We start from the raw sequence: 13,788 nt of genomic DNA, 5'->3' as shown, positions 1-13,788 counted from the left end.
CATCAAACCAATATATAGAAGCCCTTATTTCCATTTATCAGTGTACTTTCCTAATAAAACGAATAAAAATAATATAAAGCAATCTACCTTTATTCCTAATAAGAACAGGTGATGAATATGGATGCAATTCATGAGGAAAAGATCATCATTGTAGAAGGAAAATCTGACAAAAAGCGAATTCTGCAAGTCATCAATGAACCCGTCCACGTAATTTGTACAAATGGCACGATTAGTGTGACCAAACTTGATGAATTAATGGAAGACCTTTTTGATAAAGAAGTATATATTTTGGTTGATGCGGACGACTCCGGAGAGAAGCTTCGTAAATTATTCAAGCGTGAATTTCCAGAGGCAGAGCATCTTTATATTGATAAAATGTATCGTGAGGTTGCAAGTGCCCCACATCACCATCTTGCCACAGTGCTGCTAAGTGCAAATATCGATATACATGCACAATACTTGTAACCAATCTAGCTGTAATTGAGGATGAGTAAATGAAAGTAATGACAAAAAAAGATTTAGTAGAAGAAATTCAATCCGAACAAACGATGATTATGTATTTTTACACCCCACTGTGCGGTACATGTCAGGTTGCCAAACGAATGCTTGACGTAACAAAAGAACTGTTTCCAGATCTTTCATTTGGAATGATAGATGTGAACTATATGCAAGAACTAGCTGTAGATTGGCAAATAGAAAGTGTTCCATGCTTAATTATTTTTAAAAAAGGTGAAATAAAAGAAAAAGTATATGCCTTTCGATCAGTGGAATATCTCTATGAGCTTTTTAAAAAATACCAAGCATCTTAAACACCTCTCAAGGTGTTTTTTTTTGCGGTTTTAAGGAAAATAATATTGCCATTTTTCAAAAAAAGGAGTAAGTTTTATTTAGGGATGCGAAATAAATAGCGAACAAGGGGCAAAACAAAATGATAAAAACAGAATTCCTCCAAACCATTAAGGGATATAACTCCAACATACGTTTACTTTTCATCGTAAATATCCTCACACAAATTGGTCTTGGGGTTTTTATGGTGGTATATAATTTCTACATAAGAGAGCTTGGCTTTGCTGAAACAGTAAATGGAAAAGTAATCGCCATGTCTTCACTTGCAGCAGCGCTGGTACTCATACCTGCAGGAATTTTAAGTGATAAAATCGGTCGTAGAAAAATGATGATTGTCGGCTTAGGAGTTAGCGGGTTGTTCATGGTTTTAAGAAGTGTATTTGCAACTGAATCACTTCTCCTTTCAAGCGCTTTTGTAGCTGGTATTGCAATGGCTTTTATCCAGGTGACAGGAGTACCTTGGCTTGCAGAGAATTCAACCAAGGAACAACGAGTAAAGTTATTCAGCTATCATTTTGCCGTGATGATGGGTGCTAATGTAATTGGGAATCTTATCGGAGGGACGATGACAGATTTTTTGCTTCATGCAGTGGGAATAACCGAAGTGTGGAGTATCCGGATTACTTTGTTGATTGGTAGCATTATCTTTTCATTGGGGATTTTCCCACTCTTGAAAACAACGGAAACCTACCAAACAAACAAGAAAACGGAATTTTCATTTCGTCAATTGAAAGCATCTTTTCCACAAGGTCAACTAAGAATAATTTTAATTTTTGCCTTTTCATCTATATTAATCGGCTTTGGATCAGGGCTTGTCATTCCGTATTTAAACTTATATTTTGCTGATAGGTTTCAAACTAGCAATTCGACCATTGGGATTGTGCTTTCATTAGGCCAGGCTGTTACTGCAGTTGCCATGATTATTGGACCTGCAGTCGTAAGAAGGGTAGGAGAAATGCGAGCGGTTGTTATTTTGCAAGTACTGTCGCTTCCGTTTATGCTCATCACTGCTTTCACTCAAGTTTTTTGGCTAGCTGCACTTGGCTTTTTATTTAGGCAAGCCTTAATGAATGCGGCCAATCCAATCATTTCCTCCATGATGATGGACAAAGTGGATAACTCTTTAAAAGGTTTTGCTAATTCCATGAATCAAATGGTGTTTTCACTAGGTTGGGCAAGTATGGGGCCGGTTTCAATGGGCATTGTCTTAGTTTATGGGGAATATTGGGGATATTCGATTGTTTTCTCCATTACAGCTGTTCTTTATTTGACAAGCTCTATCTTCTTTTATTTGATGTTTAGGGAAAAATCGACGGTAAGTATAGCAAAAGCCGTTGTTAAGACATCATAGACTGACATATTTCTTGGGAAATGAAGAACAATTATCGGAAATTATCGGTAATTGTTCTTGTTATTTTAAAGGGTTTTTCTTTTGCGAAGAGGAATATTTCTTATAAAGGGGGTGGTTGGTGTGGTAAAAGAAATTCTGGAAATGTTTCTAAAAAGAGCGATGGCAAAATCGCATTTAATGGAAATTTTACCGTATTACAATGTCTGCTGCTGCCTGATTGTAGATGGAGAGAAGTTCATTTTTTCTGTTACCAAAAACCAATTACAGCTAGAAATAAAGCCAGTCTCCATTGACGTTAGTATTGAAGGATCGCGGGAAGAGGTCGTGAAAATGCTTAACGGAACTAAGATGAGGGATCTCAAGAGTCTCCAGTTTAAGGGGTCGTTTAGACAATATCTGCTGATGGATTCATTGTTTACCTTAGTAAACAAGCCAGTGCAAAAAGGCGTGAGCTAAAAAGGATAACCTACTGCTTATAGAGAATATAAAGGGTAGAAAAAGAGAAAATAGGCGGTGGGTTTTTTGTATTTTTTTATTGTCAACAAGATCTCAGGTAATGGAAGAGGTCTTAAGGTTTGGACAAAAATAGAGAAGTTAATGAAAGAAAAAAGGGTAGATTTTCTTGTAGAATATACAGAAAAGCAAGGACATGCTAAGGAAATCATTGGAAAACTAAAAAAAGAGGTTTCAGCTGTTGTGGTAATTGGCGGAGATGGAACGATTCATGAGGTCATAAATGGTTTAGTATATAAAAATATTCCTCTGGGCGTAATTCCATCAGGATCGGGAAATGATTATGCAAGAAGTATGAACATTCCCTTTGCACCTCATAAAGCATTAGAGCGCATCCTTACCTTTGAAGCTAAAAAGATAGATATTGGGAAGGCTGGAGATAGATATTTTCTATCCATAGCTGGGATGGGGTTTGATGGAAAGGTAGCAGAGGTAACAAATGCATCCTCATCAAAAAGCTTCTTAAATAAAATTCGCCTTGGAAGTTTAGCATATATCGTAAATATTTTTAAAGTTCTATTTACCTATCAACCTTCTGATGTTGTAGTTAACATAGACGGCAATGAAAGGATTTATAAAGATGTATGGCTCATTGCCATGGCGAACCTGCCTTATTATGGGGGCGGGTTAAAAATATGTCCAGAAGCGGATGCCCGCGATGGAAAGCTGGATATGTGTGTAGTTTCTGGGATCAGTCGCTTTGAGCTTTTGTTTGTATTTCCCCTAGTAATTAAAGGAGCACATGTAAAACATCGTCATGTTAGTATGACGAGGGGACAGAAAGTGTGTCTTAAACAAACAGGTAAAATGGTACTTCAGTGTGATGGAGAAATTATTAGCCACGAAAAATTCAAATTTAAAATAGAGGAAAAAGCACTAAATGTTTTATAGAAAGTTTTTAGTTGACAGTCTAATTATCACCATGATACGATAGCAATCGTTAATTCAAATTACCCAAACTTTATATTTTATCTCTTATCGAGAGTGGTGGAGGGACGTGCCCGATGAAACCCGGCAACCGTCAACAAGTAATTGTTGAAATGGTGCCAAGTCACACAAAGCGTTATTAATTGCTTTGGCAGATGAGAGGAAGGACCCTTTACATATAATCCTTTCTGCTCATTTGGCAGAAGGGATTTTTTAGTTTGGGGTACGCTAACTAGAGGACTATGAGAAAGCAGGTGTAGGTTTTGATATCACTTCAAGGAGTTACAAAGGTTTTTAAAACTAGAAACGGTCCCGTTACAGCCGTTGATAATATAGATCTATCCATTAATCAAGGAGAAATCTACGGAATCATTGGATATAGTGGAGCAGGAAAAAGTACCTTGATTAGAATGTTAAATGGATTAGAAACGCCAACTGATGGTGTAGTCGATGTTGCTGGAAGAAATTTCGGGAAAATTAAAGGCCCTGAGCTTCGTAAGGCACGCCAAGAAATCAGCATGATTTTTCAACACTTTAACCTATTATGGTCGAGAACAGTAAAAGAAAACATCGCCTTTCCCTTAGAGATTGCAGGTGTAGGACGTTCGGAACGAAATCGAAGAGTGGATGAATTAATTAAACTCGTTGGTTTAGAAGGTAGAGGAGATTCTTATCCATCTCAGTTAAGTGGAGGGCAAAAACAGCGGGTTGGAATTGCCAGAGCACTAGCGAACAATCCGAAAGTTCTCTTATGTGATGAAGCAACTTCTGCCTTAGATCCACAAACAACAGATTCTATTTTAGAGCTGCTTGTGGACATCAATAAACGATTGTCCTTAACGATTGTGTTAATCACTCACGAAATGCATGTTATTCGAAAAATTTGTCATCGTGTAGCAGTGATGGAAAATGGAAAGGTTGTTGAGCAAGGGGATGTTCTTCACGTATTCCGAAAACCAGAACAGGATATTACGAAACGTTTTGTCAAACAGGTAACAGAGCCTGAAGAAACACAAGAAACCATCGAGCATTTATTAGCAGAATATCCACGTGGGCAAGTGATTCAATTAACCTTTGTTGGGACTTCTGCCGAACAGCCGTTAATCACAAATTTGATACGTAAGTTTCCTATAGAAGTAAACATTGTGCAAGGGAAAATATCACAAACGCAAAATGGAGCATATGGTTCTTTATTTGTTCATTTAGATGGTGAGCAGGAAGAGCTTGAACGTGCCCTTGATTTTATTAAAGAGCAGCAAGTGGAGTTGGAGGTGATCACACATGCTTGAGCGGGTAAATTGGGACAAGATGTGGGATGCTACCGTTGAAACGCTTTATATGAGCAGTATCTCTGTTGTCGCTACGTTTGTTTTAGGAATCGTCCTTGGCTTACTGCTTTTTTTGACGGCTAAAGGAAACATATGGCAAAATCGTTTCATCAATGGTTTGGTCGCTGCTTTTGTTAATATATTTCGTTCTATTCCCTTTGTAATTTTAATCTTCTTATTGATTCCATTCACAAGAACGATTATGGGTACGATTATTGGGGCTAATGCAGCGCTGCCAGCTTTGATAATTGGTGCAGCACCTTTCTATGCAAGGATGGTAGAGATTGCTTTACGTGAAATAGATAAAGGTGTCATCGAAGCAGCTCGTTCCATGGGGGCAAAGACTACAGAAATCATTTGGAAAGTATTACTTCCGGAATCGATGCCAGCTTTAGTTTCGGGGATCACAGTTACAGCTATCGCGATTGTCAGTTACACTGCGATGGCAGGCATTATTGGAGCAGGTGGACTTGGAAACCTGGCCTTCTTGGATGGATTCCAACGTAATAATTGGGAAGTAACATTAGTATGTACCGTCATTATTTTAATTATCGTATTTATCATCCAATACATTGGTGATTTAATAACAAACAAATTAGACAAACGTTAACAGAAAGAGGGATGTACAGATGAAAAAGGTAATAAGTCTTTTTGCAGTCTCATTATTAATATTGGTTCTTGCTGCATGTGGAAATGGGGAAAAAGAAGGTGGCTCCAAGATAGAAGAAGGAAAATTAGTGATTGGTGCATCTAATGTACCTCACGCAGAAATTCTTGAAGAAGCAAAACCGTTACTTGAAGAAAAAGGAATCGAACTGGATATCCAAACATTTACCGATTATGTTATTCCAAATCAAACACTTCGTGATGGGGATATTGACGCAAACTTTTTCCAACACGAGCCATATTTAAAATCGCAAATTGAAGAAAATGACTACGATTTTGTAAGTGTAGGCGGCGTTCACATAGAGCCAATTGGTGTGTATTCAAAGAAATATGACAGCCTTGAGGATCTCCCAGAAGGTGCGGAAATTCTGATGAGTAACTCTGTTGCCGACCATGGCAGAATTCTTAGTATGCTTGAGGAAAAAGGACTTATCACGTTAAAAGATGGTGTGGAAACAACATCTGCAACTATTGATGATATTAAAGACAACCCAAAAAAATTAGAGTTCAATACCCAATTTGAAGCAGCATTCCTTCCTCAAGCATATTTAAATGGCGATGGAGACGCTGTATTAATCAATGGAAACTATGCGTTAGGTGCAGACATCAATCCACAAGAAGAAGCAATTGCACTTGAGTCTGAAGAAAACAACCCATATGTCAACTTGATTGTTGCTCGTAAGGAAGACAAGGACAACGAGCAAATCAAAGCGTTAGTCGAAGTGCTTCAATCTGATGAGATTAAAGCGTTTATTGAAAACAAATATAAAGGTTCTGTTATTCCTGCTACTGGGGAGTAAAACCTTATAAAATCCCACTCCTATTTTAGGAGGTGGGATTTTTTTATGAATATAACATATCCTTCTAAACACATACTAACCTTGTGAAAATAAGGATAGGAGATGTTTACAATGGACCAACATTATGAACCGAAAAACTATGCAGATGCAGCAATACATGACTATAAAATGGGACTTGGGATGTTTTCTGAAAAAATGCCAGAGCTCGCTCATCACTATAACGAATTTACCGAAGCGTGCTTTAAAGAGGGTGTTTTAGATAAGAAACAAAAGCAATTAATCGCACTTGGAGTTAGTGTATATTCTCAGGATGAGTACTGTATCGTCTATCACACAAAAGGATGCTTAGACCAAGGAGCAACCGAACAGGAAATTCTCGAGGCGTGTGGTGTGACTGCAGCTTTTGGTGGAGGAGCAGCCATGAGTCAGGCTGTTACTTTGGTACAGTCCTGTATTAGCGATTTTAGCGAGATGAAGCATTAGTAATTGTAAGCATCTAAGAGTAATTAAAAGCTATTGTAAGAAATACTCACAACCATTCACCTGGTGTAATGGTAAAATGTCATACCGCGCTAGAAACTGCCATACCGTATTTGGATAAAACCACCAGCCCTGTTATGATTATTAATGTGTTTATAACAAATACTTTGAGGGTATCAGAAAAACTGGTACACGAAATAAACACATATATATAGGAAAGGAATGGTTTATTATCCATCAGGTACGTGTAAAGTACACAGGAGAAATGGAAAAGGCGATGCATCAAGCACATGGTATGGGGTATGAAGAGTACACGAATAAGGTATCAAAGCTTTTAGAAGTGGAAAAAAGACGTGAAGAGGATTACCAGAAAAGCTTGGAGATCGCTGCAGACATAGACCGCAATTCCAAATGACCTTACTATTAACGTAAAAATAATAAAGCAAAACAAAAAGGGTTCGAATCATTCTCACTACAGAGAATCATTCAGCCCTTTTTGTATTCTATAAATTATTTAATTTAGGGTAATGAGAAATGGTTCTTTATTTTTTCAGATGTTTCTAGCTGATGATTGGAGCAAATGGCGGAGACTCCCGCGGGAACGAAGCGACAATCTTGAGACCCCACAGGGCGTTAGCCCGAGGAGGCTCAAGGTCGCCCCGCAGGACGCGGAGCCATTTGCGGAAATCATCAGCGGCGTTACCCAGTATTTTATCGTGAAAATTAGACTTTCCCCCCTTAAATTAGATATAATTTGATGGTATCTTACACAAGGCGGAAATGGTTGCTATCACTTTCTATTTGTTATAAGATTGTAATGAGAATAAAATGAGAATTAAAACAACAAAATGTGTTTTTATATATAGGAACACAAGAACATTGGAGGTTACAAGTTATGGGTTCAACGTTAACAATTAAAGATTTACATGTATCTATCAATGATAAAGAGATTTTAAAGGGTGTAAATCTTGAAGTAAAAGGCGGAGAAATTCACGCTATCATGGGTCCAAACGGAACAGGAAAGTCAACGCTTTCTTCTGCAATCATGGGACACCCTAAATATGAAGTAACACAAGGTAGCATCACGTTTGATGGCGAAGATGTTCTTGAAATGGAAGTGGATGAGCGTGCACAAGTAGGCTTATTCCTTGCAATGCAATACCCAAGTGAAATCAGCGGTGTGACAAACGCAGACTTCTTACGTTCTGCTATTAACGCACGTCGTGAAGAAGGCGATGAGATTTCTTTAATGAAATTCATCCGTAAGATGGACAAAAACATGGAATTCCTTGAAATGGATCCAGCTATGGCACAGCGTTATCTTAACGAAGGTTTCTCTGGTGGAGAGAAAAAGCGTAACGAGATTCTTCAATTAATGATGATCGAGCCTAAAATTGCAATTTTAGATGAAATCGACTCTGGTCTTGATATTGACGCATTGAAGGTTGTTTCTAAAGGAATCAATCAAATGCGTGGAGAAGACTTCGGTTGCCTTATCATCACTCACTACCAGCGCTTACTAAACTACATCACTCCTGACCATGTACACGTTATGATGCAAGGGCGTATCGTGAAGTCAGGTGGTAAGGAATTAGCACAACGTCTAGAGGCAGAAGGTTATGATTGGATTAAGCAAGAATTAGGTATTGAAGACGAAACTGTCGGCCAAGAAGCGTAAGCAAGGAGGATTATCATGACGTTAGAGACGAAATTACCGTTTGATCAAGACTACCTGAGCAACTACTCCAAAGAAGCTGGAGAGCCTCAGTGGCTGTTAGATCTTCGCTTACAAGCTCTTGCCTTGGCAGAAGAACTGCCTTTACCAAAGCCTGACAAGACGAAGATTACAAACTGGAACTTTACAAACTTCCAAAAGCACACTGTGGAAACTTCTATTTCTTCGGTTGACCAATTACCAGAAGAGGTAAAAGCGTTAGTTGACGGGGAAAACCTATACGTACAAGTGGATAACACAGCAGTTGTGTCCACATTAAACGAAGAACTTAAATCACAAGGTGTTATTTTCACAGATATTATCACTGCTGCAAAAAACCATGGTGATCTTGTGCAAAAATACTTCATGCAGGACGGTGTAAAAGTTGATGAGCACAAGCTTTCCGCTTTACACGCTGCATTATTAAATGGCGGAGCATTCTTATATGTTCCAAAAAATGTTGTCATTGAAGAGCCAATCCAAGCGATTTACCTTCATGACAAAGCAGAGGCTGTTTTCAACCACGTATTAATCGTAGCAGAAGATAACGCTGAGGTTACTTATGTGGAAAACTACTTCTCTAACACAGATGGAGAAGGCTCTATCTTCAACATTATCACGGAAGTTATTGCTAACGGGAACTCTAAAGTGCAATATGGTGCAGTAGATAACCTTGGCAAAGGTGTGACAACTTATGTAAACCGTCGTGGTGTTGTTGGCCGTGACGCGACATTAGAGTGGGCACTTGGCTTAATGAATGACGGAGATACAATTTCTGAAAACATTACAAACTTAATGGGTGATGGCTCTGTTGGCGACACAAAAACAGTGGTTGTTGGCCGTGGCGAACAAAAGCAAAACTTCACAACGAAGGTTGTCCATTTTGGGAAAAACTCCGATGGGCAAATCCTGAAGCACGGTGTGATGAAAGACAGCGCTAGCTCTGTATTTAACGGAATCGGTAAAATTGAGCATGGTGCATCTAAATCTAACGCCGAGCAAGAGTCACGCGTATTAATGCTTAGCGAAAAAGCACGTGGGGATGCAAACCCAATTCTTCTTATTGATGAAGATGACGTAACAGCAGGTCACGCTGCATCTGCAGGTCGTATTGATCCATTACAGCTTTACTACCTAATGAGCCGCGGTATCCCTAAAACAGAAGCAGAGCGCCTGGTTATCCACGGATTCTTAGCGCCTGTAGTAAATCAATTACCAATTGAAAAGGTGAAAAACCAGCTGATTGATGTAATTGAAAGGAAAGTGAAGTAATGAATATCCAGGAGATTCGTCAGCAGTTCCCTATTTTACATCAAGAGGTCAATGGAAACCCGCTTGTGTACTTAGATAGTGCTGCTACCTCCCAAAAGCCGCTTGCGGTTATTGAAGCGCTGGAGAAGTACTATAAAGGGTATAACTCAAATGTTCACCGTGGTGTTCATACTTTAGGTACAAAAGCGACCGATGGATATGAGGGTGCGCGAGATAAGGTGAAAAACTTTATTAACGCGGCACACCGGGAAGAAATTGTGTTCACACGTGGCACAACCACTGCATTAAACCTTGTAGCAAGTAGCTATGCTCGTACCAACTTAAAAGCTGGCGATGAAATAGTTATTACCTACATGGAGCACCATAGTAATATCATTCCATGGCAGCAGGCTGCAAAAGCAACTGGTGCTACATTGAAATATATTCCGCTAGAAGAGGATGGCAGCATCTCTTTGAAGGCTGTAGAAGAAACAGTAACCGAAAACACGAAAATTGTTTCAGTGATGCATGTTTCTAACGTACTCGGTGCTATCAACCCTATTAAAGAAATTACTGCAATTGCTCATAAAAATGGAGCAATTATGGTAGTGGACGGTGCACAAAGTACTCCTCATATGAAGGTGGATGTGCAGGACTTGGATTGTGATTTCTTCGCACTTTCCGGTCATAAAATGGGAGCACCAACTGGAATTGGCGCACTTTACGGGAAAAAGCAGCTTTTAGAAAACATGGAGCCAATCGAATTTGGTGGCGAAATGATCGATTTTGTAGGACTGCAGGAATCAACCTGGAAGGAGCTGCCTTGGAAGTTTGAAGGCGGTACACCAATTATCGCTGGGGCAATCGGACTTGGAGCAGCAATTGACTTCCTGGAGCAAGTGGGAATGGACAATATCCTTGCTCATGAACATAAGCTTGCAGACTACGCGATGAACCGTATGTCGGAAATCGAAGGAATCACCATTTATGGTCCGAAAAAGCGGGCTGGCTTGGTAACCTTCAATATTGAAGACGTACACCCACATGATGTTGCAACAGTATTAGATGCAGAAGGAATCGCTGTTCGTGCAGGTCATCACTGTGCACAGCCATTAATGAAGTATCTGAACGTTTCATCCACTGCACGTGCTAGTTTTTACCTGTATAATACAGAGGAAGAAATTGATAAGCTAGTAGCATCATTAGTGAAAACAAAGGAGTACTTTAGTAATGTCTTTTAATAATCTGGACACACTGTATCGTCAAGTAATTATGGATCATTATAAAAACCCACGTAACAAAGGGTCTATCGAGTCTGACAGTATCACTGTGGACATGAATAATCCGACCTGTGGGGATCGCATTCACTTGACACTCCAAGTAGAAGAAGGAAAAGTGAAGGATGCAAAGTTTGATGGAGAAGGATGCTCTATTTCGATGGCATCTGCATCCATGATGACACAAGCAGTCAAAGGACTAGAAGTGGAAAAGGCTTTGGAACTATCCCAAATCTTTTATGATATGATGTTAGGTAAGGACTATGATGACGAAACAATCGACTTAGGGGACATTGAAGCACTCCAAGGAGTGGCTAAATTCCCGGCACGAATTAAATGTGCGACTCTTGCTTGGAAAGCGATGGAAAAGGGAGTCAAGTCGGAATAGCAAGATAGGGAGTGCAGGTGGCCTTTCTTTATCCGCCTGTTGCTCACCTCTTGAATGGAGGGAATAAAAATGGCAAAAAAAATGCCTGAAATCGGCGATTACAAGTATGGTTTTAAGGACAGAGACGTTTCCATTTTCCGTTCCGGCCGTGGTCTTACGAAAGAAATCGTAGAAGAAATCTCTCGTATGAAAAATGAGCCGCAGTGGATGCTGGACTTCCGTCTAAAATCTTTGGAGCACTTCTATAACATGCCAATGCCTCAATGGGGCGGCGACCTTAACAGCTTAAACTTTGATGAAATTACGTACTACGTAAAGCCATCTGAAAAATCTGAGCGTTCATGGGATGAAGTACCAGAGGAAATCAAGCAAACGTTTGATAAACTTGGTATCCCTGAAGCGGAGCAAAAATACCTTGCTGGTGTATCTGCACAGTACGAATCTGAGGTAGTGTACCACAACATGCAAGAAGACTTAGAAGCGCTTGGCGTTGTCTTCAAAGACACAGACACAGCATTAAAAGAAAACGAAGACGTGTTCCGTGAGCACTGGGCGAAGGTTATCCCACCAACAGATAACAAGTTCTCTGCCCTAAACTCTGCAGTATGGTCTGGTGGATCTTTCATCTACGTACCAAAAGGTGTGAAAGTGGAAACTCCACTACAAGCATACTTCCGAATCAACTCTGAAAACATGGGTCAATTCGAGCGTACACTTATCATTGTAGACGAAGGCGCACACGTACACTATGTAGAGGGCTGTACGGCACCTGTTTATACAACAAACTCTCTTCACAGTGCGGTAGTAGAAATCATCATCAAAAAAGATGCGTACTGCCGTTACACAACGATTCAAAACTGGGCAAACAACGTTTACAACCTAGTAACGAAACGTGCAGTGTGTGAAGAAAATGCAACAATGGAATGGATCGATGGTAACATCGGCTCCAAGCTGACAATGAAATACCCAGCCGTTATCCTTAAAGGAGAAGGTGCGCGTGGTATGACGCTTTCTATTGCATTAGCAGGGAAAGGTCAACACCAGGATGCAGGAGCAAAAATGATTCACCTTGCACCAAACACATCTTCCACAATCGTTTCTAAATCCATCTCCAAGCAAGGTGGTAAAGTAACATACCGTGGAATCGTACACTTTGGTAAAAAAGCTTCTGGCGCACGCTCTAACATCGAGTGTGACACGCTAATCATGGATAACCAGTCTACTTCTGATACGATTCCTTACAACGAAGTGTTCAACGACAACGTTTCTCTAGAGCACGAGGCGAAGGTATCCAAAGTATCTGAAGAGCAACTGTTCTATCTAATGAGCCGTGGTCTTTCCGAAGAAGAAGCAACAGAAATGATCGTAATGGGCTTCATCGAGCCATTTACAAAAGAACTTCCAATGGAATACGCAGTAGAAATGAACCGTCTGATCAAGTTTGAGATGGAAGGTTCTATTGGGTAATCAGTTCAAACAATACCTTAAATAAACACTCATAACCGAATGCATACGTACACATTATGTGGACGTATGCATTCGGTTTTTTTGTTATCATCGACTCTTTAGAACAAAAAACAATTCTTTTTAACAATTGTCTAAAACATAGACATTAGTTTAGACACAACAAATAGGTCTTTCATACTATGGATTGTATATTTATTGAATAGGAGGGATGGAAATGTACTGCAACAGTTCAAATTCTTCTTTTTGCTGCCCTGTTCCATGTTCACAGAATCCTTTTGAAACGAGTGGAACATTAATTGGAATAAAAAGGTGTTTGCCAATACGAACCGAATGTCAGGATAGCGATGGACCCCCGGTGCCAGATCTTTTATACACCGCACCTCCAGGGACACCAATTGAAACCCTTGCAAGTGGGATTATATCGATTATTAACACGAGTTCCACCACTAGCGATTGTACGATGACGTTAAGCATTACTGATGATACAGGAACAAACACGTATGATATAAATGCACAGTCTTCTCAAGTAATTCAGGTGACAAATGTTACAGCCATTACCATAGTGTGTACTTCTGATACTCCACCAGATCCAGCAGTTTATTGCACAGCGACAGTGGAGATAGATTTTCAATATACTACAGGTGTTTAAATATTAATTAATACAAAAAATGCTTGAATTTATTCAAGTGTTTTTTTGTGTTCTTGGAAGATTTAGGATAAAGGACAATTCTAATTTTGTATAATCTACGACTTTCGTCTATACACTTATGTCTAGTAATG

At 39.5% G+C, this 13,788-nt stretch carries 16 protein-coding genes and 1 riboswitch; all 16 genes read left to right on the top strand.

The window, feature by feature from the left end:
* Window positions 1-117 precede the first annotated feature (117 nt).
* The 16 genes from FIU87_RS17310 (at window position 118) to FIU87_RS17240 (ending at window position 13,657) form a co-directional block, all read left to right on the top strand.
* Window positions 118-465: a toprim domain-containing protein gene (locus tag FIU87_RS17310; protein WP_152446637.1), complete on the top strand. Its 348-nt coding sequence runs from the start codon at window positions 118-120 to the stop codon at window positions 463-465.
* 29 nt (window positions 466-494) lie between these two features.
* The gene (locus tag FIU87_RS17305; RefSeq protein ID WP_152445721.1) at window positions 495-809 is read left to right on the top strand and encodes a thioredoxin family protein; all 315 of its coding nucleotides are present in this window, start codon (window positions 495-497) and stop codon (window positions 807-809) included.
* Between the two features lie 119 nt (window positions 810-928).
* A complete protein-coding gene (locus FIU87_RS17300; protein WP_152445720.1) occupies window positions 929-2,197 on the top strand; it encodes an MFS transporter in 1,269 nt (422 codons plus the stop codon).
* 120 nt (window positions 2,198-2,317) lie between these two features.
* On the top strand, window positions 2,318-2,653 hold the full coding sequence (locus FIU87_RS17295; RefSeq protein WP_152445719.1) for a hypothetical protein: 336 nt from the start codon (window positions 2,318-2,320) through the stop codon (window positions 2,651-2,653).
* Window positions 2,654-2,710: 57 nt separating this feature from the next.
* Window positions 2,711-3,601: a diacylglycerol/lipid kinase family protein gene (locus FIU87_RS17290; protein WP_253905451.1), complete on the top strand. Its 891-nt coding sequence runs from the start codon at window positions 2,711-2,713 to the stop codon at window positions 3,599-3,601.
* 81 nt (window positions 3,602-3,682) lie between these two features.
* A riboswitch (SAM riboswitch) is annotated at window positions 3,683-3,799 on the top strand.
* A 101-nt stretch (window positions 3,800-3,900) separates the two neighbouring features.
* The gene (locus FIU87_RS17285; RefSeq protein WP_152445717.1) at window positions 3,901-4,926 is read left to right on the top strand and encodes a methionine ABC transporter ATP-binding protein; all 1,026 of its coding nucleotides are present in this window, start codon (window positions 3,901-3,903) and stop codon (window positions 4,924-4,926) included.
* Window positions 4,919-5,575, top strand: a complete 657-nt coding sequence (locus FIU87_RS17280) for a methionine ABC transporter permease (RefSeq protein ID WP_152445716.1) — start codon at window positions 4,919-4,921, stop codon at window positions 5,573-5,575. Before FIU87_RS17285 ends, FIU87_RS17280 begins: the two co-directional genes overlap by 8 nt.
* Before the next feature lie 19 nt (window positions 5,576-5,594).
* Entirely contained in the window at window positions 5,595-6,431 is an 837-nt protein-coding gene (locus FIU87_RS17275; RefSeq protein WP_152445715.1) for a MetQ/NlpA family ABC transporter substrate-binding protein, read from the top strand.
* Window positions 6,432-6,542: 111 nt separating this feature from the next.
* Window positions 6,543-6,914 (top strand): carboxymuconolactone decarboxylase family protein, encoded by a 372-nt coding sequence (locus tag FIU87_RS17270; RefSeq protein WP_152445714.1) that lies wholly within the window; start codon window positions 6,543-6,545, stop codon window positions 6,912-6,914.
* 262 nt (window positions 6,915-7,176) lie between these two features.
* Complete coding sequence (locus FIU87_RS21105; RefSeq protein ID WP_172971092.1) at window positions 7,177-7,326, top strand: YuzK family famiily protein; 150 nt, start codon at window positions 7,177-7,179, stop codon at window positions 7,324-7,326.
* A 480-nt stretch (window positions 7,327-7,806) separates the two neighbouring features.
* The gene (sufC, locus tag FIU87_RS17265; protein ID WP_152445713.1) at window positions 7,807-8,589 is read left to right on the top strand and encodes a Fe-S cluster assembly ATPase SufC; all 783 of its coding nucleotides are present in this window, start codon (window positions 7,807-7,809) and stop codon (window positions 8,587-8,589) included.
* Between the two features lie 15 nt (window positions 8,590-8,604).
* On the top strand, window positions 8,605-9,897 hold the full coding sequence (gene sufD / locus FIU87_RS17260; protein ID WP_152445712.1) for a Fe-S cluster assembly protein SufD: 1,293 nt from the start codon (window positions 8,605-8,607) through the stop codon (window positions 9,895-9,897).
* Window positions 9,897-11,117, top strand: coding sequence for a cysteine desulfurase (locus FIU87_RS17255; RefSeq protein WP_152445711.1), 1,221 nt, complete (start codon window positions 9,897-9,899; stop codon window positions 11,115-11,117). The genes sufD and FIU87_RS17255 overlap by 1 nt, the downstream gene beginning before the upstream one ends.
* Complete coding sequence (gene sufU / locus FIU87_RS17250; RefSeq protein WP_152445710.1) at window positions 11,107-11,541, top strand: Fe-S cluster assembly sulfur transfer protein SufU; 435 nt, start codon at window positions 11,107-11,109, stop codon at window positions 11,539-11,541. The genes FIU87_RS17255 and sufU overlap by 11 nt, the downstream gene beginning before the upstream one ends.
* 69 nt (window positions 11,542-11,610) lie before the next feature.
* Window positions 11,611-13,008 (top strand): Fe-S cluster assembly protein SufB, encoded by a 1,398-nt coding sequence (gene sufB, locus FIU87_RS17245; RefSeq protein ID WP_152445709.1) that lies wholly within the window; start codon window positions 11,611-11,613, stop codon window positions 13,006-13,008.
* A gap of 208 nt (window positions 13,009-13,216) precedes the next feature.
* Complete coding sequence (locus FIU87_RS17240; protein ID WP_367643894.1) at window positions 13,217-13,657, top strand: S-Ena type endospore appendage; 441 nt, start codon at window positions 13,217-13,219, stop codon at window positions 13,655-13,657.
* Window positions 13,658-13,788: the final 131 nt, after the last annotated feature.

The organism is Bacillus sp. THAF10, from assembly GCF_009363695.1.
In the GTDB taxonomy this organism is placed as follows: Bacteria; Bacillota; Bacilli; order Bacillales; family Bacillaceae_I; genus Sutcliffiella_A.
This window is presented reverse-complemented; position numbering and strand designations above follow the sequence as displayed.